19 protein-coding genes are annotated in these 25,095 nt (G+C 74.8%); 9 read left to right on the top strand and 10 right to left on the bottom strand.

The features are described 5' to 3' along the window. Positions 1 to 213: 213 nt before the first annotated feature. Both dxs and RND61_RS09190 read left to right on the top strand, forming a co-directional pair. A complete protein-coding gene (gene dxs, locus RND61_RS09195) occupies positions 214 to 2,178 on the top strand; it encodes a 1-deoxy-D-xylulose-5-phosphate synthase (RefSeq protein WP_315877332.1) in 1,965 nt (654 codons plus the stop codon). Positions 2,179 to 2,293: 115 nt separating this feature from the next. Continuing rightward, positions 2,294 to 3,841: an amino acid permease gene (locus RND61_RS09190; RefSeq protein WP_315877331.1), complete on the top strand. Its 1,548-nt coding sequence runs from the start codon at positions 2,294 to 2,296 to the stop codon at positions 3,839 to 3,841. Between the two features lie 70 nt (positions 3,842 to 3,911). On the opposite strand, the gene RND61_RS09185 is transcribed toward RND61_RS09190, so the two are convergent. Next, positions 3,912 to 4,289: an NTP pyrophosphohydrolase gene (locus RND61_RS09185; protein WP_315877330.1), complete on the bottom strand. Its 378-nt coding sequence runs from the start codon at positions 4,287 to 4,289 to the stop codon at positions 3,912 to 3,914. Positions 4,290 to 4,359: 70 nt separating this feature from the next. On the opposite strand from RND61_RS09185, the gene recQ reads away from it, so the two are divergent. Next, positions 4,360 to 6,201, top strand: coding sequence for a DNA helicase RecQ (gene recQ, locus RND61_RS09180; RefSeq protein ID WP_315877329.1), 1,842 nt, complete (start codon positions 4,360 to 4,362; stop codon positions 6,199 to 6,201). A gap of 153 nt (positions 6,202 to 6,354) precedes the next feature. Here recQ and RND61_RS09175 read toward each other — a convergent pair whose 3' ends face one another. Together RND61_RS09175 and RND61_RS09170 are read right to left on the bottom strand one after the other, a co-directional pair. Beyond that, positions 6,355 to 8,484: a 3-hydroxyacyl-CoA dehydrogenase NAD-binding domain-containing protein gene (locus RND61_RS09175; RefSeq protein WP_315877328.1), complete on the bottom strand. Its 2,130-nt coding sequence runs from the start codon at positions 8,482 to 8,484 to the stop codon at positions 6,355 to 6,357. After that, entirely contained in the window at positions 8,481 to 9,707 is a 1,227-nt protein-coding gene (locus tag RND61_RS09170; RefSeq protein WP_315877327.1) for a thiolase family protein, read from the bottom strand. Before RND61_RS09170 ends, RND61_RS09175 begins: the two co-directional genes overlap by 4 nt. 591 nt (positions 9,708 to 10,298) lie before the next feature. On the opposite strand from RND61_RS09170, the gene RND61_RS09165 reads away from it, so the two are divergent. Beyond that, complete coding sequence (locus RND61_RS09165; RefSeq protein WP_315877326.1) at positions 10,299 to 10,658, top strand: hypothetical protein; 360 nt, start codon at positions 10,299 to 10,301, stop codon at positions 10,656 to 10,658. A 240-nt stretch (positions 10,659 to 10,898) separates the two neighbouring features. Beyond that, the gene (locus tag RND61_RS09160) at positions 10,899 to 13,043 is read left to right on the top strand and encodes a catalase (RefSeq protein WP_315877325.1); all 2,145 of its coding nucleotides are present in this window, start codon (positions 10,899 to 10,901) and stop codon (positions 13,041 to 13,043) included. 52 nt (positions 13,044 to 13,095) lie between these two features. On the opposite strand, the gene RND61_RS09155 is transcribed toward RND61_RS09160, so the two are convergent. From RND61_RS09155 to RND61_RS09145, 3 genes are all read right to left on the bottom strand, one after another. Beyond that, entirely contained in the window at positions 13,096 to 14,394 is a 1,299-nt protein-coding gene (locus tag RND61_RS09155; RefSeq protein ID WP_315877324.1) for a ribonuclease D, read from the bottom strand. 75 nt (positions 14,395 to 14,469) lie between these two features. Beyond that, positions 14,470 to 15,132 carry a response regulator transcription factor gene (locus RND61_RS09150; RefSeq protein WP_031131797.1) on the bottom strand — a complete coding sequence of 221 codons (663 nt, stop codon included), beginning with the start codon at positions 15,130 to 15,132 and terminating at the stop codon, positions 14,470 to 14,472. A gap of 167 nt (positions 15,133 to 15,299) precedes the next feature. Next, positions 15,300 to 15,974, bottom strand: coding sequence for a DUF3000 domain-containing protein (locus RND61_RS09145; protein WP_315877323.1), 675 nt, complete (start codon positions 15,972 to 15,974; stop codon positions 15,300 to 15,302). A gap of 104 nt (positions 15,975 to 16,078) precedes the next feature. Here RND61_RS09145 and hemE point away from each other — a divergent pair, with 104 nt between their 5' ends. After that, positions 16,079 to 17,143, top strand: a complete 1,065-nt coding sequence (gene hemE / locus RND61_RS09140) for a uroporphyrinogen decarboxylase (protein WP_315877322.1) — start codon at positions 16,079 to 16,081, stop codon at positions 17,141 to 17,143. 420 nt (positions 17,144 to 17,563) lie between these two features. Here hemE and RND61_RS09135 read toward each other — a convergent pair whose 3' ends face one another. Next, positions 17,564 to 18,964, bottom strand: coding sequence for an FAD-dependent oxidoreductase (locus RND61_RS09135; RefSeq protein ID WP_315877321.1), 1,401 nt, complete (start codon positions 18,962 to 18,964; stop codon positions 17,564 to 17,566). A gap of 28 nt (positions 18,965 to 18,992) precedes the next feature. Beyond that, positions 18,993 to 19,991: a DUF4349 domain-containing protein gene (locus RND61_RS09130; RefSeq protein WP_315877320.1), complete on the bottom strand. Its 999-nt coding sequence runs from the start codon at positions 19,989 to 19,991 to the stop codon at positions 18,993 to 18,995. Positions 19,992 to 20,120: 129 nt separating this feature from the next. Between RND61_RS09130 and hemG the strand changes: the two genes are divergently transcribed. Together hemG and hemQ are read left to right on the top strand one after the other, a co-directional pair. Further along, positions 20,121 to 21,545: a protoporphyrinogen oxidase gene (gene hemG, locus RND61_RS09125; RefSeq protein ID WP_315877319.1), complete on the top strand. Its 1,425-nt coding sequence runs from the start codon at positions 20,121 to 20,123 to the stop codon at positions 21,543 to 21,545. 10 nt (positions 21,546 to 21,555) lie between these two features. Beyond that, positions 21,556 to 22,269: a hydrogen peroxide-dependent heme synthase gene (gene hemQ, locus RND61_RS09120; protein WP_315877318.1), complete on the top strand. Its 714-nt coding sequence runs from the start codon at positions 21,556 to 21,558 to the stop codon at positions 22,267 to 22,269. Positions 22,270 to 22,433: 164 nt separating this feature from the next. Here hemQ and RND61_RS09115 read toward each other — a convergent pair whose 3' ends face one another. After that, positions 22,434 to 23,990: a DUF692 domain-containing protein gene (locus tag RND61_RS09115; protein ID WP_315877317.1), complete on the bottom strand. Its 1,557-nt coding sequence runs from the start codon at positions 23,988 to 23,990 to the stop codon at positions 22,434 to 22,436. Between the two features lie 111 nt (positions 23,991 to 24,101). Next, positions 24,102 to 24,794 carry a peptidyl-tRNA hydrolase gene (locus tag RND61_RS09110; protein WP_315877316.1) on the bottom strand — a complete coding sequence of 231 codons (693 nt, stop codon included), beginning with the start codon at positions 24,792 to 24,794 and terminating at the stop codon, positions 24,102 to 24,104. A 78-nt stretch (positions 24,795 to 24,872) separates the two neighbouring features. On the opposite strand from RND61_RS09110, the gene RND61_RS09105 reads away from it, so the two are divergent. Continuing rightward, positions 24,873 to 25,091: a hypothetical protein gene (locus RND61_RS09105; RefSeq protein WP_315877315.1), complete on the top strand. Its 219-nt coding sequence runs from the start codon at positions 24,873 to 24,875 to the stop codon at positions 25,089 to 25,091. Positions 25,092 to 25,095 lie beyond the last annotated feature (4 nt).

Here is a 25,095-nt window from a genome sequence, read left to right as displayed (position 1 = left end):
CGCCGCGTCTGGAGGAACGTGGCCGGCGCCACCGTCCCGCCGGTCCCGCCCGGGCGCACCGGCGCCCCGCCGCGTCGGCCGTTCGGTGCGACCCTCGGAGCGCCCCCCGGGGCATGGCCCGATGTCCACAGTCCGGGACGGAACATTAGACTCGGCGGATCGGCACGCTCGACCGGCTCAACCTCGACCAGCCCAACACGCAAGGAGGCACGGGTGGCATTGCTGACCCGTATCAGGGGACCGCGCGACCTCGACCGGCTCTCCCCGGAGCAGCTTGACCGGCTGGCCTCGGAGATCCGCACCTTCCTCGTCGACGCGGTCTCCAAGACCGGCGGCCACCTCGGCCCGAACCTCGGCGTCGTGGAGCTGACCATCGCCCTGCACCGGGTCTTCGAGTCCCCGAAGGACAAGATCCTCTGGGACACCGGCCACCAGTCGTACGTGCACAAGCTGCTCACCGGCCGCCAGGACTTCTCCAGGCTGAAGATGAAGGGCGGCCTCTCCGGCTACCCGGCGCGCGCCGAGTCCGAGCACGACCTCATCGAGAACTCGCACGCGTCCACCGTCCTGGGCTGGGCGGACGGCCTCGCCAAGGCGAACGAGCTGCTCGGCAGGGACGACCACGTGGTCGCCGTCATCGGCGACGGCGCCCTCACCGGCGGCATGGCCTGGGAGGCGCTCAACAACATCGCCGACGCCAAGGACCGCCCCCTCGTCATCGTCGTCAACGACAACGAGCGCTCCTACGCGCCCACCATCGGCGGCCTCGCCAACCACCTGGCGACCCTGCGCACCACCGACGGGTACGAGCGGTTCCTGGCCCGCACCAAGGACATCCTCGACCGCACCCCGGTCGTCGGGAAGCCGCTGTACGAGACGCTGCACGGCGCCAAGAAGGGCCTGAAGGACTTCATCGCCCCGCAGGGCCTCTTCGAGGACCTCGGCCTGAAGTACGTCGGCCCCATCGACGGCCACGACATCGCCGCCGTCGAGTCCGCCCTCCAACGCGCCAAGCGGTTCAACGGCCCGGTCATCGTCCACTGCCTCACCGAGAAGGGCCGCGGCTACCAGCCCGCCCTCCAGGACGAGGCCGACCGCTTCCACGCCGTCGGCAAGATCCACCCCGACACGGGCCTGCCGATCGCCTCCTCCGGCGCCGACTGGACCTCCGTCTTCGCCGACGAGATGGTCGCCCTGGGCAAGGAGCGCGAGGACATCGTCGCGATCACCGCGGCCATGCTCCAGCCGGTCGGCCTCGACAAGTTCGCCAAGGCCTTCCCCGACCGCGTGTACGACGTCGGCATCGCCGAGCAGCACGCCGCCGTCTCCGCGGCCGGACTCGCCGCCGGCGGCCTCCACCCGGTCGTCGCCGTCTACGCGACCTTCCTCAACCGCGCCTTCGACCAGGTCCTCATGGACGTCGCCCTCCACGACTGCGGCGTGACGTTCGTCCTGGACCGGGCCGGCGTCACCGGCACGGACGGGGCCTCCCACAACGGCATGTGGGACATGTCGATCCTCCAGGTCGTCCCCAACCTGCGGATCGCGGCGCCCCGCGACGCCGACCAGGTCCGCGCCCAGCTCCGCGAGGCCGTCGCGGTCGAGGACGCCCCGACCGTCGTCCGGTACTCCAAGGGCGCCGTCGGCCCCGCCGTCGAGGCCGTGGGCCGCGTCGGCGGCATGGACGTCCTGCGCGAGCCGGGCACCGACCGGCCGGACGTCCTGCTGGTGTCCATCGGCGCGCTCGCCCCGATGTGCCTGGAGATCGCCGACCTCCTCGACAAGCAGGGCATCTCCACGACCGTCGTCGACCCCCGCTGGGTCAAGCCCGTCGACGAGGCCATGGCGCCGCTCGCCGACCGGCACCGCGTCGTCGTCACCGTCGAGGACAACGGCCGCGCCGGCGGTGTCGGCAGCGCCGTCGCCCAGGCGCTGCGCGACGCGGGCGTCGACGTGCCGCTGCGCGACTTCGGCATCCCCCCGAGGTTCCTCGACCACGCCTCCCGCGCGGAGGTCCTCGCCGAGATCGGGCTGACCGCCCCGGACATCGCCCGCCAGGTCACCGGCCTCGTCTCGAAGCTCGACGGCCTGGACCAGGGGCGGGTCCACGTGGACGGCGAGACCCCCGCCGGGGCCGCGGCCCGCACCGGGAAGGCCACGGAACCGGCCCGCGACTGACGCCGCCGCGGACGGGCCGGCGGGACACCTGTTCGGGTGGTCCCACCGGCCCGTTCGTGTGAACACCACCCCCCGCGGGCGCGCGGGGCCCGCCGGATGTCCGGATCATGACGGGGTGACCCCACAGAGCGACCCGGCGGCACGCCGGAGCGGCGGACTGTTCCGCACCAAGACGGTCGAGCGGTCCATCCAGGACACCGAGGAGCCCGAGCACGCGCTGCGCAGGACGCTGTCCGCGCTCGACCTGACGGTCTTCGGCGTCGGCGTCATCATCGGCACCGGGATCTTCGTCCTCACCGGCAAGGTCGCCAAGGAGACGGCCGGTCCCGCCACGGCCTTCGCCTTCGTCGTCGCCGGCATCGTCTGCGCGCTGGCCGCCCTCTGCTACGCCGAGTTCGCCTCGACCGTCCCGGTCGCCGGATCGGCGTACACCTTCGCGTACGCGTCGCTGGGCGAGCTGCCCGCCTGGTTCATCGGCTGGGACCTGGTCCTGGAGTTCGCGCTGGGCACGGCGGTCGTCGCGGTCGGCTGGTCCGGGTACGTGCGGTCGCTGCTCGACAACGTCGGCTGGCACCTCCCGCAGGCCCTGTCCGGGACGGACGAGGCGCACGGCTTCGGCTTCGACCTGCTGGCGTTCCTGCTGGTGCTGCTGCTGACCGGTGTCCTGGTGCTGGGCATGAAGCTCTCCGCCCGGCTCACCACGGTGATCGTCGTCATCAAGGTCACGGTGGTCCTCGTCGTGATCGTCGCGGGCGCCTTCTTCGTCAAGGCCGCGAACTACCGGCCCTTCATCCCGAAGGCCCAGCAGCAGACGGGCGGCGGCGGCCTCGACGCGCCACTCGTCCAGGTCCTCTTCGGGTACGAGCCGACGAACTTCGGCGTCATGGGCATCTTCACCGCCGCGTCCATCGTCTTCTTCGCCTTCATCGGCTTCGACGTGGTCGCGACCGCCGCCGAGGAGACCCGGGTCCCGCAGCGGGACATGCCGCGCGGCATCCTCGGGTCGCTGTTCATCTGCACCGCCCTGTACGTGGCCGTGTCGATCGTCGTCACCGGCATGCAGCACTACAGCCGGCTGTCCGTGGACGCGCCCCTCGCCGACGCCTTCAAGGCCACCGGGCACCCCTGGTACGCCGGGTTCATCAGCTTCGGCGCCGCCGTCGGCCTCATCACCGTCTGCATGATCCTGCTGCTCGGCCAGACGCGGGTCTTCTTCGCGATGAGCCGCGACGGGCTCCTGCCCCGGTTCTTCTCCCGCACCCACCCGGTGTTCTCCACGCCGTACCGGGCGACGGTCCTGCTGGGGGTGGTGATCGCCGTCATCGCGGGGCTGACCAGCATCGAGGAGCTGGCGACCCTGGTGAACATCGGGACGCTGTTCGCGTTCGTCGTCGTCGCCGCCGGCGTCGTCATCCTCCGCCGCACCCGCCCCGACCTGCCGCGCGCCTTCCGCACGCCGCTGGTGCCGTGGCTGCCCGCGGCGTCGGTGGCCGCCTCGCTGTGGCTGATGCTGAACCTGCCCGCCGAGACGTGGCTCCGGTTCGCCGTCTGGATGGCGCTGGGGGTCGTCGTGTACTTCCTGTACGGCCGGAGCCACAGCCGCCTGGCCACCGAACCCGCCCCCCGCGCCGGGCGCACGGGCCCCGGCCCCGGGGCCCCCTGACCCACCGCGCCACCCGGGCCGCGCCAAGGGGGCGGCGGCGCCCCCGCCGGCGTCCTCGGCCCGTCCGCGCCTACCCGGGTCGCACCGTGCGGGGCCCGGCACACTCGGCGCCGAGCTCGCCGACGCGGCGGCGCAGCTCGCGGTCGGCGGTGACCACCACGCAGCGCCGCCCCGCCGTCGCCCGGACGAGGCCGACGACCGCGTCGTCGCCGTCACCCGCCGCGGCCACGACCCGCACGCCGTCCACCGGCTCCACGCCGCGGGCCCGGCCCTCGACGACCAGGACGACGTCCAGCGGGCCGGGCAGCAGTCCGGGCACGCCGTCCGCGGCGTACCGGACGAGGTGGTCCCGCAGCCGCTCGGCGGCGGCCCGGCGGTCGCGCCACCAGCCGTCCGGCACGGAGCCGACGACGTTCGCCGCGTCGACGATCAGCAGGGGAGAGGTCATGCCGTCCACGTTATCCACAGACTCCGGGCGGTCCGCTCCGGGTCGCGCGCGGCGCTCGTACTATTGCCGAATGACTTCCCCGCACGCACCCGACGCGGACGAGGCCCTGCGGGTCCTCGGCCGGGTCTTCGGCTACGACTCGTTCCGCGGACAGCAGCGGGAGATCATCGAGCACGTCATAGGCGGCGGTGACGCGCTCGTCCTCATGCCGACCGGCGGCGGCAAGTCGCTCTGCTACCAGATCCCCGCCCTGGTCCGCCCCGGCGTCGGCGTGGTCGTCTCCCCGCTGATCGCCCTCATGCAGGACCAGGTCGACGCGCTGCGCGCGGCCGGGGTGCGCGCCGGGTTCCTCAACTCGACGCAGGACCTGGACGAGCGCCGGCTGGTGGAGGCCGAGTTCGCCGCGGGCGAGCTGGACCTGCTGTACCTGGCGCCCGAGCGGCTGCGCGTCGAGTCGACGCTGCGGCTGCTGGAGCGCGGCACGATCTCGCTGTTCGCCATCGACGAGGCGCACTGCGTCGCCCAGTGGGGCCACGACTTCCGGCCGGACTACCTCCAGCTCTCCCAGCTGCACGAGCGCTGGCCCGACGTGCCGCGCATCGCCCTGACCGCCACGGCGACGCGGGCGACGCACGCGGAGATCGCCGCCCGGCTGAACCTGGGGGACGCCCGGCACTTCGTCGCCAGCTTCGACCGGCCCAACATCCAGTACCGCATCGCCCCGAAGAACGAGCCGCGCAAGCAGCTCCTCGCCCTGCTCCGGGAGGAGCACGAGGGCGACGCCGGCATCGTCTACTGCCTGTCCCGCGCGTCCGTCGAGAAGACCGCCGCGTTCCTCGTCGAGCACGGCATCGACGCCGTCCCGTACCACGCGGGCCTCGACGCGCGGACCCGCGCCGAGAACCAGGCGCGGTTCCTCCGGGAGGACGGCCTCGTCGTCGTCGCGACCATCGCGTTCGGCATGGGCATCGACAAGCCGGACGTCCGGTTCGTCGCCCACCTCGACCTGCCGAAGTCCGTGGAGGGGTACTACCAGGAGACCGGCCGCGCCGGCCGCGACGGCCTGCCGTCCACGGCCTGGCTGGCGTACGGGCTGAACGACGTGGTGCAGCAGCGCCGCATGATCGACACCGGTGAGGGCGACGAGGAGCACCGCCGCCGGCTCGCCGCGCACCTCGACGCGATGCTGGCGCTGTGCGAGACCGTCGAGTGCCGCCGCGTCCAGCTCCTCGCCTACTTCGGCCAGGAGAGCGGCCCCTGCGGCAACTGCGACACGTGCCTGACGCCGCCCAAGTCGTGGGACGGCACCATCGCCGCCCAGAAGGTCCTGTCGACGGTCGTACGGCTGAAGCGGGAGCGCAACCAGTCGTTCGGCGTCGGCCAGATCGTCGACATCCTCCTCGGCCGCAAGACCGACAAGGTCATCCGCTTCGACCACGACGCGCTCAGCGTCTTCGGGATCGGCACGGACCTGACGGAGGCCCAGTGGCGGGGCGTCGTACGGCAGTTGCTCGCCCAGCGGCTCCTCGCCGTGCAGGGCGAGTTCAACACGCTCGCCCTCACCGACGAGTCCGCCGACGTGCTGGCCGGCCGCCGCCAGGTGCTGCTGCGCACCGAGCCGGAGAAGCCCTCCCGCACCTCCGCGAAGTCCGGCGGCGGCAGGAAGAAGGCCGCGCCCGTGGACCTGCCGGAGGAGGCGCTGCCCGTCTTCGAGCGGCTGCGCGCCTGGCGGGCGGCCACGGCCAAGGAGCAGGGCGTCCCGGCGTACGTGATCTTCCACGACGCGACGCTGCGGGAGATCGCCGCCGCCCCGCCCGCGACTCTCGCCGAGCTCGGCGGCGTCAGCGGCGTCGGTGAGAACAAGCTCGCCAAGTACGGGCAGGCGCTCCTGGACGCCCTGGCCGAGGACTGAAGCCGCCACCGGCGCCCCCGGTCCGCCCCACCCGCCCCGGCCCCGGGCGGGCCGGGGCGGTGGACGGGGACGGCGAGGAGGCGGCGGCGGAAACGCCGGACGGGCCGTACGGGATGCCCTCCCGTACGGCCCGTCCGTCGTCTCACCGGTCCGTCACGCCGGGACGCTCGCGACGCCCTGCGGCAGGAACCGCTTGCCGTTCACGCGCTCCGACACGCCCTCGCGGTCCAGGTACGGCGTGATGCCGCCCAGGTGGAAGGGCCAGCCGGCGCCGGTGATCAGGCACAGGTCGATGTCCTGCGCCTCGGCGACGACACCCTCCTCCAGCATCAGGCCGATCTCCTGCGCCACGGCGTCCAGGACGCGGTCGCGGACCTGCTCCTCGGTGAGGACGACGTCGCCCTGCTTCAGCAGCGCGGCGACCTCCGGGTCCAGCTCCGGCCTGCCCGAGTCGTAGACGTAGAAGCCGCGCTTGCCGGCCTCCACGACCGCCTTCAGGTTCGGGGACACCGTGAAACGGTCCGGGAAGGCACCGTTGAGGGTCTCCGACACGTGCAGGCCGATGGCGGGGCCGACCAGCTCCAGCAGGACCAGCGGCGACATCGGCAGGCCGAGGGGCTCGACCGCCTTCTCCGCCGTCTCGACCGGGGTGCCCTCGTCGATGACGTTCTGGATCTCGCCCATGAAGCGGGTCAGGATGCGGTTGACGACGAACGCCGGGGCGTCCTTCACCAGCACCGCGGTCTTCTTCAGCTTCTTGGCGACGGCGAAGGCCGTGGCCAGCGACGCGTCGTCGGTCTGCTCGCCGCGGACGATCTCCAGCAGCGGGAGGATCGCGACCGGGTTGAAGAAGTGGAAGCCGACCACGCGCTCCGGGTGCCGGAGCTTGGAGGCCATCTCGGAGACCGACAGCGACGAGGTGTTGGTCGCGAGGATCGCGTGCGCCGGGGCGACCGCCTCGACCTCCGCGAACACCTTCTGCTTGACGGACATCTCCTCGAACACGGCCTCGATGACGAAGTCCGCGTCCGCGAAGCCCTCGGCCTTGTCCAGGACGCCGGTGACCAGCGCCTTGAGGCGGTTGGCCTTGTCCTGGTGGATCCGGCCCTTGCCGAGCAGCTTGTCGATCTCGGCGTGGACGTAGCCCACGCCCTTGTCGACGCGCTCCTGGTCGATGTCGGTGAGGACGACCGGGACCTCCAGGCGGCGCAGGAACAGCAGCGCCAACTGCGAGGCCATCAGACCGGCGCCGACGACGCCGACCTTGGTGACCGGGCGGGCCAGGCCCTTGTCCGGGGCGCCGGCCGGGCGCTTGGCGCGCTTCTGGACCAGGTTGAAGGCGTAGATGCCGGCGCGCAGCTCGCCACCCATGATCAGGTCGGCGAGGGCGGCGTCCTCGGCGTCGAAGCCCTTCTGCAGGTCGCCGTCCTTGGCCGCCTCGATGATGTCGAGGGCCCGGTACGCGGCCGGGGCCGCGCCGTGGACCTTGGCGTCCGCGATGAACCGGCCGCGGGCCACGGCGGCGTCCCACGCCTCGCCGCGGTCGACGCCGGCGCGCTCGACCACGATCTCGCCCTTGAGGACGGACGCGGTCCACAGCAGCGACTGCTCCAGGAAGTCCGCGCCCTCGAAGATCGCGTCGGCGATCCCCAGCTCGTAGACCTGCGCGCCCTTGAGCTGCTTGTTCTGGTTGAGCGAGTTCTCGATGATCACCGAGACCGCGCGGTCCGCGCCGATCAGGTTCGGCAGGATCGTGCAGCCGCCCCAGCCCGGGACCAGGCCCAGGAACACCTCGGGGAGGGAGAAGGCCGGCAGGGCCTTCGACACGGTGCGGTACGTGCAGTGCAGGCCGACCTCGACACCGCCGCCCATCGCCGCGCCGTTGTAGTACGCGAAGGTGGGGACGGCCAGGGCGGACAGCCGCTTGAAGACGTCGTGGCCGCCCTTGCCGATGGCCAGGGCATCCTCGCGCCTCTTCAGCAGCTCGACGCCCTTGAGGTCGGCGCCGACCGCGAAGATGAACGGCTTGCCGGTGATGCCGACACCGACGATCCCGCCCTCGGCGGCCTCCTTCTCGACCTGGTCGATCGCCGCGTTCAGGTTGGCGAGCGACTGCGGGCCGAACGTGGTCGGCTTGGTGTGGTCGAAGCCGTTGTCCAGCGTGATCAGCGCGAACCGGCCCGCACCCAGCGGCAGGTCGAAGTGGCGCACGTGCGCCGTGGTGACGACCTCGTCGGGGAACAGCTCGGCCGCACCCTTCAAAAGCTCGGCGGTGGTGCTCACTTGCTGCCTCCGGCGTCCTTGTGGTTCGGGTTCTCCCAGATGACCGTGGCGCCCATGCCGAAGCCGACGCACATGGTCGTGATGCCGTAGCGGACCTCCGGCTGGTCCTCGAACTGCCGGGCCAGCTGGGTCATCAGCCGGACACCGGAGGAGGCCAGCGGGTGGCCGAAGGCGATGGCGCCGCCGTACTGGTTGACGCGGGCGTCGTCGTCGGCGATGCCGTAGTGGTCCAGGAACGCCAGGACCTGGACGGCGAACGCCTCGTTGATCTCGAACAGGCCGATGTCGTCGATGGACAGGCCCGCCTTGGCGAGGGCCTTCTCGGTGGCCGGGATCGGGCCGTAGCCCATGACCTCCGGCTCGACACCGGCGAAGGCGTACGACACGAGGCGCATCTTGACCGGCAGGCCGTTCTCGCGCGCGAAGTCCTCGGAGGCGATGATCGACGCGGTGGCGCCGTCGTTGAGGCCCGCGGCGTTGCCGGCGGTGACCCGGCCGTGGACACGGAACGGCGTCTTCAGGTTGGCCAGGTTCTCCAGCGTGGTGCCCGGGCGCATCGGCTCGTCGGCGGTGACCAGGCCCCAGCCGGTCTCGCCCGCCTCGGCGTTGGTGCGGCGCACGGAGATCGGCACCAGGTCCTGCTGGATCTTGCCGTCGGCGTACGCCTTGGCGGCCTTCTCCTGGGAGCGCACGGCGTACTCGTCGGCGCGCTGCTTGGTGATGTGCGGGAACCGGTCGTGCAGGTTCTCCGCCGTCATGCCCATGAACAGGGCGGACTCGTCGACCAGCTTCTCCGACACGAAGCGCGGGTTCGGGTCGGCGCCCTCGCCCATCGGGTGGCGGCCCATGTGCTCGACACCGCCCGCGATGGCGACGTCGTACGCGCCGAAGGCGATGGAGCCGGCGGTCGTCGTCACGGCCGTCAGGGCGCCCGCGCACATCCGGTCGATGGCGTAGCCGGGCACCGACTGCGGCAGACCGGCGAGGATGCCGGCCATGCGGCCGATGGTCAGACCCTGGTCACCGATCTGCGTGGTCGCCGCGACGGCGACCTCGTCGACCTTGTGCGGGTCGAGACCGGGGTTGCGGCGCAGCAGCTCCCGGATGGCCTTCACGACGAGGTCGTCGGCGCGGGTCTCGTGGTAGATGCCCTTCGGGCCCGCCTTGCCGAACGGGGTGCGGACGCCGTCGACGAAGACGACGTCCCTGACGGTACGAGGCACGATGGCTCTCCTCCAGGGTGCGGGATGGCACTGCTGCGGCGCACGCGGCTAAGCGCGCGCTTGCTCTCCCCCATGCTACTTACGGGTAACCAGGCTGCACAGTCCCCCCGCCCGGAGCGTCGAAGGTCACACCGGGTGCCCGGAGGGAACCTCCGCGCGCCGGGGCGCGAACCGCCCCGCCCGGAACGCGCCGCACCGGGCCCGGGGGCCGTCCGCGCGGCCCCGCCGGGCGGGCGTCCGCCGGGGCGCGGCCGGTGCGGGACCCGCGGGACGGCGCGTGGTCCCGGCCGGTGCGGGACCTGGGGGACGGCGCCCGGCCCCCCGACCGCCCGGCGCCCCCCGACCGCCCGGCGCCTCCTGCCGTACGGAGAGCCCCGACGCCCGCGCCTCCCGGCGGCGGACCCCGGCGCCGTGCCGGGTGGGGCCGCTCACCGGCGACACCGTGGGCGTTCCCGCCGTCGGCGACGGGGACCCCGCACCGGAGGACCGCTCGTTCCCCGTGCCGGGAAACGGCCCGGTGCACGGGCGTGCCCCCGCGTGATCCGTACGAAGGTCCCACGGCGGGGCGCGGGAGGCGGCAGGATGCCTCACATGGCAGACGACACCGGCGTGCAGAACCCCGCGCGGGCACGACAGCGCGGATCGGCTCCGTTCCTCTTCGTCGTGGTGGAGACCGCCGTCACCACGGCGCTGGCGCTGGGCTGGCTGGCGCTGTCCCTCGCGACGCGCCCGGAGTCGTACGACCCCGCTCCCGGAGTCCCGGGTGCGGAAGGGCACGGGGGACTCGCCTGGGGCGCCTGCGGGGTCCTCGGGTCGGTGGCCGTCACCTGGCTGCTCCGGCTCGTTCCCGGGCACGTGACCCGGCACGCCGTGGACGGCGTGGTCGCGCTGCGCCTGGTCGCCGTCCTGGTCGTCACGGCCGTGCTGCTCCTGGACCTGGTCGACGGCTGAGCCGCCCGCCCCGGCCGGTCCCGGCGCGAAGGGCGGTCGGGAGGCGGGCGGGGCGGTCACCCGGCCGGACGCCACCGCCGTGTGTGCCGATGGGCGGACGTCCGCGGGATCGGCGTTATCCCGGCCACCTCGGCGGTCAAGGCTCAGGCGTCCCCGTCGCGAAGCAGGAGGCCCCATGACGACCCCCCGATCCCCGGCGCACCAGCCCCCGAGCCCCCGTCCCTGGACTAGCCGACCGCGGTGCGCGAGCCACTGCCGCCCAAACCCGACCAGACCGGTCCCGAGACCGTCGGCCCCACCGGGCAGCCCACCGGCGCCGACCGGGCGTGGGTCGCCCAGTCCGGCGCGTACCTGACCACCGCGCAGGGCGCGCGCCTGTACGACACGGACCACTCCCTGAAGGCGGGCGCGCGCGGCCCGGTCCTGCTCCAGGACCACCACCCGCGCGAGAAGATCACCCACTTCGACCACGAGCGCATCCCCGAGCGGGTCGTCCACGCCCGCGGCGCCGCCGCCCACGGAGTCTTCCGCGGATACGGCACGGCGGCCGGGGTGTGCCGGGCGGCGTTCCTCGGCAAGGACGTCGAGACACCGGTCTTCGTCCGCTTCTCCACCGTCCTCGGCTCGCGCGGCTCGGCCGACGCGGTGCGCGACACGCGCGGCTTCGCGACGAAGTTCTACACGAGCGAGGGCACCTTCGACCTGGTCGGCAACAACATCCCGGTCTTCTTCATCCAGGACGCGGTCAAGTTCCCCGACGTCATCCACGCGGGCAAGCCGCACCCCGACCGGGAGATCCCGCAGGCGCAGAGCGCCCACGACACGTTCTGGGACTTCGTCACCCTGCACACCGAGGCCACCCACCACACGCTGTGGAACATGTCGGACCGGGGCGTTCCGCGCTCCTACCGGATGATGGAGGGCTTCGGCGTCCACACCTTCCGCCTCGTCGACGCCGAGGGCGGCACGACCCTGGCGAAGTTCCACTGGAAGCCGAGGCTGGGCGTCCACTCGCTCGTGTGGGAGGAGGCCCAGATCGTCAACGGCGTGGACCCCGACTTCCACCGCCGCGACCTCGCCGACGCCATCGAGGCCGGCGCGTACCCCCAGTGGGAGCTGGGCATCCAGACCTTCCCCGACATCCCCGAGCAGACCTTCGAGGGCATCGACCTGCTGGACCCCACCAACATCGTCCCGGAGGAGTTGGCGCCCGTACAGCCCGTCGGGCTGCTCACCCTCGACGCCAACCCCTCGAACTTCTTCGCCGAGACCGAGCAGGTCGCCTTCCACCCCGGCCACCTGGTGCCGGGCATCGACATCACCGACGACCCGCTGCTCGGCGGGCGCCTCTTCTCGTACCTCGACACCCAGATCACCCGGCTCGGCGGCCCGAACTTCGCGCAGCTCCCGATCAACCGCCCGCACGCCCCCGTCAACGACATGTTCCGCGACGGCATGCACCAGACGGCGGTCCACCGGGGCGTCGCGCCGTACCGCCCCAACTCCCTCGACGGCGGCTGTCCCTTCCTGGCGGGCGCGGACACCGGCGCGTACGTCGAGACGCCCGTGCGGGTGCCGGCGGCGGCGAAGGTCCGCGAGGCGCCCGAGACCTTCGCCGACCACTTCAGCCAGCCGCGCCGCTTCTGGCTGAGCATGTCGCCGGTCGAGCGGGAGCACATCGTCGGCGCGTACACCTTCGAACTCGGCAAGTGCTACGAGCAGGCGATCAAGGAGCGCGGGCTGCGGGTCCTCGCCAACATCGACCCCGAGCTGTGCCGCCGGGTCGCCGAGGGGCTGGGCCTGCCGGCGCCGGAGCCGACCGTGCCGCTCGCGGACGTGACGCCGAGCCCCGCGCTGTCGCAGGTCGGCCGGACATGGCCGGTCCAGGGGCGGATCGTGGGCATCGTCACCGCGCCGGACGGCGACCTGGACGGCGTACGGGCCGTCCGCCGCGCCGCGCTGGAGGCCGGCCTGGTGCCGCTGGTCGTCGCCCCGGTGGGCGGCGTCCTGGACGCGGACGGCGAGCCGATCACCGTGCAGCGCACCTTCGTCACGGCGCGGTCGACGGAGTTCGACGCGCTGCTGCTGGCGGGTGTGCCGGGGCGGGGCGCCGACGCGAACGGGTCCCGCGACGCGAAGGCGGGCGACGCGGCGACCGCGGCGCGGGGCGTCGACCCCCGGGTGCTGCTGATGGTCTCGGAGGCGTTCCGCCACGCGAAGGCCATCGCGGCCTGGGCCGGGGCGGACGGCGCGCTCCAGGCGGCGGGGGTGCCGCTGGACGCGCCGGGCGTGGCCGTGGCGGAGTCCGGCGAGCGGGCGCTCGCGGAGGTCCTGGCGCTCCTGCCCGCCCACCGGGTCTGGGACCGCTTCCCGGCGACCCTTTGACCGGCGTTCCCTGACGGGCCCCGTCCGGGGGCCCGTCAGGGGCGGCGCCGCGTCAGGGCTGCGGGGTGCGCAGGGCGGCGACCAGGGCGGGGGTCACCTGCTCGATCTGCCACGGGCGGGCGCCGTGGCCCGCCAGCGCCTCGGCCACCGACTCCGCGGTCGGCTCCTGCGGGGGCTCCCAGCAGACCCGGCGGACCGTGTCCGGGGTGATCAGGTTCTCCTGCGGCAGGTTCAGCGACTCCGCCAGCGCCGAGATCGCCGTACGCGCCGCCGACAGCCGGGCCGCCGCCGCCGGGTCCTTGTCCGCCCAGGCCCGCGGCGGGGGCGGTCCGGCGACGGTCTGGCCGGGCTGCGGGAGCTGCGCCTCGGGCAGGGCCCTGGCCCGGTCGACGGCGGCCTGCCACTGCTCCAACTGACGGCGCCCCATGCGCGCCCCGTAGCCGGGCAGCGCGGTCAGCGCCTGCACGTTCGGCGGCAGGGCGAGCGCGGCCTCGACGATCGCCGCGTCGCTGAGCACCTTGCCGGGCGACACGTCACGGCGCTGCGCGATCCGGTCCCGGGCGATCCACAGCTCCCGTACGACGGCCATCTGGCGGCGCCGGCGCACCTTGTGCATCCCGGACGTGCGGCGCCACGGGTCCTTGCGGGGCGGCGGGGGAGGGGCGGCGGCGATCGCGGCGAACTCCTGGCGGGCCCACTCCAGCTTGCCCTGCCGGTCGAGCTCCTTCTCCAGCGCGTCCCGCAGGTCGACGAGCAGCTCGACGTCGAGCGCGGCGTACCGGAGCCACGGCTCGGGCAGCGGACGGGTCGACCAGTCCACCGCGGAGTGGCCCTTCTCCAGCACGTACCCGAGGACGGACTCGACCATCGCGCCGAGCCCGACGCGCGGGAAGCCCGCGAGGCGGCCGGCCAGCTCCGTGTCGAACAGCTCGGACGGCACCATCCCTATCTCCCGCAGGCACGGCAGGTCCTGCGTGGCGGCGTGGAGGATCCACTCCGTGCCGTCCAGGGCCTCCCCGAGGGCCGACAGGTCGGGGCAGCCGACCGGGTCGATCAGCGCCGTACCCGCGCCCTCGCGGCGCAACTGGACCAGATAGGCCCGCTGCCCGTAGCGGTAGCCGGAGGCCCGTTCGGCGTCGACGGCCACCGGGCCGGTGCCGGCGGCGAACGCCTCGACGACCCGCGCCAGCGCCTCGGCGTCGGCGACGACGGGAGGGACCCCCTCGCGGGGCTCCAGCAGGGGGATCGGTTCCGGGGCCGCCGCCCCGTCGGCTGCGACGCCGTCGTCCGGAGGGCCGCCCCCGGGGGTTCGCAGTGGTGTCTCTGCTGCGGTGTCTTGGGCGTCGGTCACCTGTCAAGGGTATCGGTGAACGGGAGGCGCCCGCCGACGGAACGTTCCGTCGACGGGCGGGCAGGGTGCGGGAGGTCAGTGGATGATGCCGGTGCGCAGCGCGACCGCGACCATGCCCGCCCGGTCGCCGGTGCCCAGCTTGCGGGCGATCCGGGCCAGATGGGACTTGACGGTCAGGGCGGACAGCCCCATGGAGACGCCGATGGCCTTGTTCGACTGGCCCTCCGCCACCAGCCGGAGGACCTCGACCTCGCGGCCGGACAGCTCGCGGTAGCCGCCCGGGTGGCTCGGGGCACCCGGGGGGCGGCGGTGGAGGCGGGCCGCGGCGGCGCCGATCGGGGCGGCGCCCGGGCGGGTGGGGTGCCCGATGTTCGTACGGGTGCCGGTGACGACGTAGCCCTTGACGCCGCCGGCGAGCGCGTTGCGCACCGCGCCGATGTCGTCGGCGGCGGAGAGGGCCAGCCCGTTGGGCCAGCCGGCGGCGCGGGTCTCCGACAGCAGGGTGAGGCCGGAGCCGTCGGGCAGGTGGACGTCGGCGACGCAGATGTCGCGCGGGTTGCCGATACGGGGGCGGGCCTCCGCGATGGACGACGCCTCGATGACGTCACGCACTCCGAGCGCCCACAGGTGGCGGGTCACGGTGGAGCGGACGCGCGGGTCGGCCACGACGACCATGGCCGTCGGTTTGTTCGGGCGGTAGGCGACCAGGCTTGCGGGCTGCTCGAGGAGAACGGACACCAGGCCTCCTGGGAAGGTGCGGGACACTGCCGGCTCGGGGAAGTAGCCGGGGCGAACCGTGCAGATAGGGTCACAGACCTCTTCGGCAGCAATCGCGTCCTCCTTTAGGGGGAGATCACGGATTACTGGGTAACAATTGGGGCAATTCGGACGCGTGAGCGAGGGTGCTACGGCCGGTGCGGCCCGCGCCGCTGCGGCAGCGACACGACGCCCGCCCCGCCGCCCTCCGGGAGGCCGGGGCCCGACGGCGGCAGCCCCGCCACCTGGCACAGCAGGTCTCCCCACGCGGCCAGGTGCGCCGCGGTGTCCGGCGCCCCGCCCCGGTCCTCCCCGGGCGTCCAGGACGCCCGGATCTCGATCTGCGTCGCGGGCCGGCGCTCCGCCAGCCCGCCGAAGTAGTACGACCCCGCCCGCGTGACCGTCCCGCTCGCCTCCCCGTACGACAGGCCCCGCGCCTCCAGCGCGCCCGTCAGCCAGGACCAGCACACCTCGGGCAGCAGCGGGTCCGCCGCCATCTCCGGCTCCAGTTCCGCCCGCACCAGCGTCACCAGCCGGAACGTCCCCCGCCACGCCTCGTGGCCCGCCGGGTCGTGCAGCAGCACCAGCCGGCCGTCCGCGAGGTCCTCGCCGTCCTCCACGGCCGTCGCCTCCACCGCGTACGCCCACGGGGCGAGCCGCCGGGGCGGCCGCGTCGGCTCCAGCTCGATCTCCGGGCGGACTCGCGCCGCCCGCAGCGCGTCGACCGCGGCCCGGAAGGCGGGCGGGACGGGACCGTCCTCCCCGCCGCCCGTGCCCTCGGTGCCGTCGGAGTGACCGGAGAACTGTTCCTGAGCCGCAGCCATGCGGGGAAGAGTAGGCGGAACGGGGGCCGTGCGCAGGGAGGGACACCCGGGCCGCGCGGCCCGCCCCGCGTGGCCGCGCGCCCGCACGTGCGAAGATGCAGGACGTGAGTGCCAACACCCGCCCCTCGGGCTCCCCGACGCAGACGTACGACTCCGCCTTCCTCAAGGCGTGCCGCCGCGAGCCGGTGCCGCACACGCCGGTCTGGTTCATGCGCCAGGCGGGGCGCTCACTCCCCGAGTACCTGAAGGTCCGCGAGGGCGTCCCCATGCTGGAGTCCTGCATGCGGCCCGACCTGGTCACCGAGATCACGCTGCAGCCCGTGCGGCGCCACAAGGTCGACGCGGCGATCTACTTCAGCGACATCGTGGTCCCCCTCAAGGCCATCGGCGTCGACCTCGACATCAAGCCGGGCGTCGGCCCCGTCGTCGCCGAGCCGATCCGCCGCCGCGAGGACCTCGCGCGGCTGCGCGACCTGACCCCCGACGACGTCGCGTACGTCACCGAGGCCATCGGCATGCTCACGGGCGAGCTCGGCGCCACCCCGCTGATCGGCTTCGCGGGCGCGCCCTTCACCCTCGCGAGCTACCTCGTCGAGGGCGGCCCGTCGCGCAACCACGAGAACACCAAGGCCCTCATGTACGGGGACCCCGGGCTCTGGGCCGACCTGCTGGACCGGCTCGCCGTCATCACCGCGGCCTTCCTGAAGGTCCAGATCGAGGCCGGCGCCTCCGCCGTGCAGCTGTTCGACTCCTGGGTCGGCGCCCTCTCCCCGGACGACTACCGCCGCTCCGTCATGCCCGCGTCGGCGAAGGTCTTCGACGCCGTCGCCGGGTACGGCGTGCCGCGCATCCACTTCGGCGTCGGCACGGGCGAGCTGCTCGGCCTCATGGGCGAGGCGGGCGCGGACGTGGTCGGTGTCGACTGGCGCGTCCCGCTCGACGAGGCCGCCCGCCGCGTCGGCCCCGGCAAGGCGCTCCAGGGCAACCTCGACCCGGCCGTCCTGTTCGCCCCGCGCGAGGCCGTGGAGGAGCAGACCCGCCGCGTCCTCGACGCCGCCTCCGGGCTGGAGGGCCACGTCTTCAACCTCGGCCACGGCGTGCTGCCCACGACGGACCCCGACGCGCTGACGCGCCTCGTCGAGGACGTCCACACGCAGACCGCGCGCTAGCCCCCGGGCCCGCCGGGCAGCGCCCGGGCCCCGGGCCATCCCCGGGGCCTGCGGCCCCGGCCCTGCGGTCACCCCCGGGGCCTGCGGCCGGTCGCGTCGAGCGCCGCGCCCGCCGACGGGCCGTTCGCCGAGCCGGCGCCCGGGCCGCCCCGACGACCGCCGGTCCCGTACCACTGCGCCCCGTACGGCCGCAGTCCCGTACGGCCGTGGCCGCGGGTGCCGGCTGTTCCACCACCACGCGCGGATCGTCGAAGCCCGACCGGCCCCGGCCCCGTGCTCGGCGCCGGACCCGCGCGGCGCCCCGGCCGCGGCGTCCACCGGCGTCCCCGCGAGGCCCGGGCCCGCCACCGCGGGCCGCCCGGCGCGCCGAACGCCTCCACGGCCCCCGGGCCCGCCGCCCCGGTCAGTCCGTCGTCCCGGTCAGTCCGCCTCCCGCACCGCGGCGACCGCCTTGCGGGCCGCGACCTGCACCGGGTCCCACACCGGGGAGAACGGCGGCGCGTACCCCAGGTCCAGCGCGGCGACCCGCTCCACGGTCATGCCCGCGGTCAGGGCGACCGCCGCGATGTCCACGCGCTTGCCCGCGCCCTCCCGGCCGACGATCTGCGTGCCCAGCAGCCGGCCCGTCCGCCGCTCGGCGATCATCTTCACCGTCATCGGCGCCGCCCCCGGGTAGTATCCGGCCCGGCTCGTCGACTCGGCCGTCACCGCCACGTACCGCAGGCCGACCTCGCGGGCGTCCCGCTCGCGCAGGCCCGTGCGGGCGATCTCCAGCGAGCAGACCTTGCTCACGGCCGTGCCCACGACCCCGGGGAACGTGCCGTAGCCGCCGGCCACGTTCGCCCCGATGACCTGGCCGTGCTTGTTGGCGTGCGTGCCGAGCGGGACGTACCGCTCCCGGCCGGACACCAGGTCCAGCACCTCCACGCAGTCGCCGCCCGCCCACACCTCCTCCCGGCCGCGCACGCGCATCGCCAGGTCGGTGAGCAGCCCGCCGTACGCGCCGAGGGGCAGGCCCGCCGCCCGGGCCAGCGTGGTCTCGGGTTCGACGCCGACCCCGAGGACCACGACGTCGGCCGGGTACTCCGCGCCGCCGGCGGCCACGGCCCGCACGTCCCCGTCGGGGCCGGTCAGCACCTCGGTCACCTCGGCGCCGCCGACGGTCGTGATGCCCATGCCGTCCATCGCCGCGCGCACCAGCTCCCCCATGTCCGGGTCGAGGGTCGACATCGGCTGCTCGCCCCGGTTCAGGACGGTCACCTCGTAACCCCGGCCGAGCAGCGCCTCGGCCATCTCGACGCCGATGTACCCGGCGCCCACGACGACGGCCCGCCGCCCCGGCGACCCGTCCAGCCGGTCGATGAGGGCCTGCCCGTCGTCGAGCGTCTGGACGCCGTGCACGCCCGGCGCGTCGATGCCCGGCAGCGGCGGGCGCACGGGCCGCGCCCCGGTCGCCAGGACCAGCCGGTCGTACCCGGTCCACGCCTCGGCGCCCGACTCCAGGTCGCGGGTGCGCACCCGGCCGCGGTCGAGGTCGAGCTCGACGACCTCCGTGCGGAGCCGTACGTCGATGTCCCGCGCCCGGTGCTGCTCGGGCGTCCGCGCGACGAGCCGGTCCCGGTCGGTGACCTCGCCGCCGACCCAGTACGGGATGCCGCACGCCGAGTACGACGTGAAGCGGCCCCGCTCGAACGCCACGATCTCCAGCTCGTCCGGCCCCTTCAGGCGGCGGGCCTGCGACGCGGCGGACATCCCCGCCGCGTCACCGCCGACCACCACCAGCCGCTGCCGTCCCGTACCCCGCCTCGCGCCTCGTCCCATGGGGGACACGCTACGGGGACACCGGCGTTCAGTCCCGCTCCTCCCCCGGGGCACCGGCCGCCGGGGCACCGGCCGCCGGGGTGCCCGCCGCCGGGGTGCCCGCCGCCGGGGCCTGCGGCCGGCGCGCACGGCGGCGCGCCCGCCACGGCCCCAGCACCCGCCGCCATACCGCGTACCCGGCGGCCAGCAGCGCCAGCCACGGCGCCAGCGCCGCCAGGACGACCACGAACCACGTCAGCGACGTCACCAGCGCGTCCCAGCCGCCGCGCAGCGCGTCCACCACGCCCGGCTCGTCGTCGTCCCGCGCCCCGGCGGCCTCCGGCTCGCTCAGCTCCAGCGTGATCGTCGCCAGCGACGTGCGGTCCTTCAGCGACGCCTGCTGGGCCAGCAGCGACTCCAGGTTCGCCTGGCGGGAGCTCAGCTCCCGCTCCAGCTCGACCACGTCGGCCAGCCGCGTCGCCCGGTCCATCAGCTCCCGGACCCGCGCGACGCTCGCCCGCTGGGTGGCGACGCGGCTCTCCACGTCCACCACCTGGTCGGTGACGTCCTTCGCGTCGACCCGCCGCGCCAGCAGCTTCCCCGTGCCCGCCAGCTTCCCGAGCACCTCTTCGTACGCGGCCTGCGGGACCCGCAGCGAGATCCGGGAGGCCAGGCCGCCGCCGTCCTCCCGCGTCGTCGACTCGTCCGCGACGTGGCCGCCCGCCGCCGCGGCGACGTCGCGGGCGCGCGCCAGCGCCTCGTCGACGTCCTCCACCTCCACGGACAGCTCCGCGGTCCTGATGACGTGCTGCCATACGGCGTCGGGCTTCGCCGCCTTCGAGCCGTCCTGCCCGGCCCGCGACGAGCCGCTGCCGTAGGCGGAGTCGGGCCCCTGGGCGCCCGCCGCGGCCTCGGGGGCCGCCGCGCCGCGGTCGGCGGCGGCCTCCTTCGCCTGGGAGCCGCCCGTACCGGAGCAGCCGGCGAGCGCCAGCGAGACGCCGAGCAGGACGGCCGCGCACGCGCGGCGCGAGCGTGTCGGGATCGGCATGGATGTTCCCCCCAAGGATTCGGTGCCGTGACGGGGGTTCGACGTAAGGGGGCGGCGTGCCGGTTGCGCCCTCCGGTTGCGGATGGGTCACGTTCGGGACTCGGCTCGGGATTTGAGACAGTGGTACCCATGAACACGGACAACGCGGGCGGGGCCCCGGGACGGGTGGTCGTCGTCGGCGGCGGCATCGCCGGACTCGCCGCCGCGCACCGCCTGCTCCGGGCGGGCCGGAGCGTGACCCTGCTGGAGGCCACCGGCCGGATCGGCGGCAAGCTCCACGCGGGGGAGATCGCCGGGGTCCCCGTCGATCTGGGCGCCGAGTCGATCCTCGCCCGCCGCCCCGAGGCCGTCGAGCTCGCCCGCGCCGTGGGGCTCGGCGACCGCCTCCAGCCGCCCGCCACGACCACGGCCTCCGTCTGGACCCGCGACGCGCTGCGGCCCATGCCGAAGGGGCACGTCATGGGCGTCCCCGGCGACCCGCGCGCCCTGGCCGGCCTGCTGTCCGGCGAGGGCCTGAGCGCCGTCGAACGGGACCGCGCGCTGCCGCCCGCCGAGCTCGGCGACGACGTCGCCATCGGCGCGTACGTGGCCGGGCGCATGGGCCGCGAGGTCGTCGACCGGCTCGTCGAACCCCTCCTCGGCGGGGTCTACGCCGGCGACTCGTACCGGATCTCGATGAAGGCCGCCGTGCCGAAGCTGTTCGAGGCCGCCCGCCGCCACGCGACGCTCACCGACGCCGTCCGGGCCGTGCAGGCCGCCGCCCAGGCGCCGGCCGGCCCCGCGTTCACGGGCATCGCGGGCGGGATCGGGCGGCTCCCGCTCGCCGTCGCCGGGGCGATCACGGCGGCGGGCGGCGAGATCCGCACGGACACGCCCGTCCGCGGCCTGACCCGCCGCCCCGACGGCTGGGAGGTCCGCACCGACCGCGAGGTCCTCCACGCCGACGCGGTGGTCCTCGCGACACCGGCCCGGCCCGCCGCGGACCTCCTCGCCCCCGAGTCCCCGGCCGCCTCCGCCGAGCTCGCCTCCGTCGAGTACGCCTCGATGGCCCTCGTCACGCTCGCCTTCCGGCGCGCCGACGCCGCCTCCGTACCCGCCGGGTCGGGCTTCCTCGTGCCGCCCGTCGACGGCCGCGCGATCAAGGCGTCCACGTTCTCCAGCCGCAAGTGGGGCTGGGTCGACGACGGCGCCGGCGACCTGTTCGTGCTGCGCACCTCCCTCGGCCGGTACGGCGAGGAGGAGCACCTGGGGCGGGACGACGCCGACCTCGTCGCGCTCTCCCTGCGTGACCTCGGAGACGCCGTGGGGCTCGCCGCGAAGCCCGTCGCCGCCGAGGTGACCCGCTGGACCGACGGGCTGCCGCAGTACCCGGTGGGCCATCCCGCGCGCGTCGCCCGCATCCGCGACGCCGTGGCCAAGCTGCCCGCGCTGCGGGTGTGCGGCGCGGCCTACGACGGCGTCGGCATCCCCGCGGTCGTCGCGGACGGGTGGCGGGCGGCGGACGAGATCCTCGCCACGCCGACCCCGGCGCGGAGCACGCGGAGTGACGAGTGAGAATAGCCGTATGAGTGCGCCCGAAAAGATCCCGAACGCCGGTAAGAAGGCGAAGGACCTCAACGAGGTCATCCGCTACACCCTGTGGTCCGTCTTCAAGCTGCGCGAGGCTCTGCCGCAGGACCGCAGCGGCTACGCCGAGGAGGTCCAGGAGCTCTTCGACCAGCTCGCGGCGAAGGACGTCACGATCCGCGGCACCTACGACCTGTCCGGGCTGCGGGCCGACGCCGACGTGATGATCTGGTGGCACGCCGAGACCTCGGACCAGCTCCAGGAGGCGTACAGCCTCTTCCGCCGCACCCGGCTCGGCCGGGCGCTGGAGCCGGTGTGGTCGAACATGGCGCTGCACCGCCCCGCCGAGTTCAACAAGTCGCACATCCCGGCGTTCCTCGCGGACGAGACGCCGCGCGACTACGTCAGCGTCTACCCGTTCGTGCGCTCGTACGACTGGTACCTGCTGCCCGACGAGGACCGCCGCCGCATGCTCGCCGACCACGGCAAGATGGCCCGCGGCTTCCCCGACGTCCGCGCCAACACGGTCGCCTCGTTCTCGCTCGGCGACTACGAGTGGATCCTCGCCTTCGAGGCGGACGAGCTCCACCGCATCGTCGACCTCATGCGCCACCTGCGCGGCAGCGAGGCCCGCATGCACGTCCGCGAGGAGGTCCCGTTCTTCACCGGCCGCCGCAAGGACGTGGCGGACCTGGTGGCGGGGCTGGCCTAGCGGACGGCGGGCCGCCGGCCCGACGACCCGGTGGTGTCCGGCACGACCGGCCGCCACCCCTCGACCCGGAAGATCAGACGGCGGGCACGCCCCGTCCGCCGCTCCAGCGACACCGGGTCCGGCTCCGGGTGCGGCGCGCAGGGCCCCTGCGCGCCGCACCGGCGTCACCGCACCAGCGCGGCGCGCGCCGCGTGCACCAGCCGGGCCGCCCTGCCCGGCGGGCGCGGGCCCGAGCGCTCCGCCCACCACAGGTACAGCCGCCGCCGGGCGCGGCCGTCCCCGAGCCGGCCCGAGTCGAGCAGGTACCGGGCGAAGGCCAGGGCGTCCTGCCGGTAGCCGCCCGGCATCGGACGGGTCCGCGCGTACGCCGCGAACGCGTCCCGGTAACCCTCCCCGAGCAGCCCCGGCAGCTCGGGCGCGAGCTTCGCGACGATCCCCGCCCGCTTCCGGGCCAGCGCCAGGGACTGGAGCCGCAGCCGCGCCCCGTCGAAGCCCCCGGGCACGGGGGTCCCCGCGACGAGCGCCGACAGCAGCGCGGTCTGGGCGAGCCCCAGCCGCTCCCGCGCGCCCTCCAGCGCCGCGTCCCCGTCCCGCCGCGCGCCTTCCGGTGTCGCGTCCCCGTCCCGCCGTGTGCCTTCCGGTGTCGCGCCCCCGACTCGTCGTACCCCCTCCGGTGCCGCGTCCCCGCCTCGCCGTGTGCCTTCCGGTGTCGCGTCCCCGTCCCGCCGTGTGCCCTCCGGTGCCGCGTCCCCGCCTCGCCGCGTGCCTTCCGGCGCCGCGTCCCCGTCCCGCCGTGTGCCCTCCGGTGCCGCGTCCCCGCCTCGCCGCGTGCCTTCCGGCGCCGCGTCCCCGTCCCTCCGCGTGCCCGCCGGGCGGTTCGGCGCCCCCGTCGCCGCCCCCGTCCCCGTCATCCGCTCCCGGATCGCGGCCAGCTCCGCCGCGAGCTCCTCCTCCGGCGGGAAGTCGTCGTCGCGCTCCAGCAGCACCCCGGGCGGCGCCGCCCGCTCCACCAGCTCCGACAGCAGGTCGAGGACCTGCGGCGGTACGGGGTGGGCGTGCGTGTCGTGCCAGACGCCGTCGCGTTCGACGCCGCCCGCCACGTGCACGTACGCGATCGCCCCGGCGGGCAGCCCGGCGAGGGCCTCGACCGGGTCGTCGCCGCGGTTGAGCCGGTTGGTGTGGAGGTTCGCCACGTCGACGAGGAGCCGTACGCCGGTGCGGTCGACCAGCTCCGCCAGGAACCGACCCTCCGTCATCTCGTCCTCCGGCCAGGAGAACAGCGCCGCCACGTTCTCCAACGCCAGCGGCACGGGCAGCGCGTCCTGCGCGACGCGGACGTTCTCGCACAGCACGTCCAGCGCCTCCCGGGTGCGGGGCACCGGCAGCAGGTGCCCGGCCTCCAGCGCGGGCGACGCGGTGAGCGGCCCCCCGGCCCGTACGAACGCGATGTGCTCGGTCACCAGCGGCGCGCCCAGCGCGGTCGCGGTGGCGGCGAGTCGGGCCAGCCGCGCCTCGTCGGGGCGGCCGGCACCGCCGAGGCCGAGGGACACGCCGTGCGGGACGACGGTGACGCCCCGCTCGCGCAGCCGGAGGAGCGGGGCGGGGACGTGGTCGGCGCACACGTTCTCCGCGACGACCTCCACCCAGTCGACGCCGGGCAGCCGCTCCACCGCGTCCGCGATCTCCGGCCGCCAGCCGATGCCCGTACCGAGTTCCGCCATGGTCCCCCTCCTCCGTGCCGCTGGAGGGGTCATGGCCCCGCCACCGGGGGCCGAATCCCCGCGCCCCGCTTTCAGAGCTTCATTTGAGCTTCGGGCCCCCGGCCGTCCCGTTCAGGCGGCGGGGGAGAAGTCGGAGACGACCGTGGCGGAGCCCGGGGCGATCTCGGTGAAGCCCGCGTCGCGGACCACGGGGCGCCCGCTCGCGGCCAGGTCGGCCCACCGCGCGGGCTTCGCGGTGCGGACCGCGAGGGGGAAGCCCGCCTCCCGCCACGAGGCGCGGGCGGCGTCGTCCAGCGCCCACCACAGCAACTGTGCCCCGTGGCCGACCTGCGCCATCTCCTTGCCGGTCGACATGCGCAGCTCCGGGTTGAGCCACAGCACGGCGCCGCCGGGCGCGGGGGGCAAAGGGGCGGTCGGGTCGGCGAGTTCGGTGCCGGAGACCTGGAGGCGGGCCAGGTCCTTGGGCCAGCCGTCGAGCGGGACGGGCGGGAAGACCCGTACCTCGGCGTCCGCGCCGGTGACCGTGATGCCCGGGAGCCGCTCGGCGCGCCGCCACTCCGCGCCCCGGGCGCGCCGGACGACCTTGCGGATGCGGGCGTCCTCCCAGTCGCGCACGGCCCGCGCCCACGCGCCGTCGCCCGTCGAGCGGTCGTCCGACAGCATCACCAGCACGGCCCGCGCGGCGGTCTCCAGCGCGTCGGTGCGGCTGGGCGGCGCGGCCTTCTCGATCCGCACGACGAGCGGCAGGACGAACTGCGGCGCGGCGTCCCGCTCGTCGGTCTCGATGACGTTTTCGCTGCTCACGGCCCCAGTCTGCCAGCCCGGCGGGGCCGCCCGGGCGCCGGGAGCCGGATGCGGGCGCACGGGACTACAGTCGTATGCATGGACGAGAGTCACGAGGGTGCCCATCGCGGTGCGCCGGACGACGCGACCCGCACCTCCCCGGCGGCCGGGACCGAAGCCGGGACCGGGAGCGCCGGGCCGTTCGCGGACTGCGTGCTCTGCGGGGAGCCCACGGAGTACCCCGAGTCGACCAGGGGCGCCACGCTGTGCCCCGTGTGCGAGTGGCAGGAGGCCCAGCGCACCGCCTGTTCCGGCTGAGGTC

It is taken from the genome of Streptomyces tamarix, from assembly GCF_032423885.1.
Lineage (GTDB): Bacteria > Actinomycetota > Actinomycetes > Streptomycetales > Streptomycetaceae > Streptomyces > Streptomyces tamarix.
The sequence above is the reverse complement of the archived record's forward strand: the minus strand, read 5'-3'. Positions and strand labels throughout refer to the sequence as shown.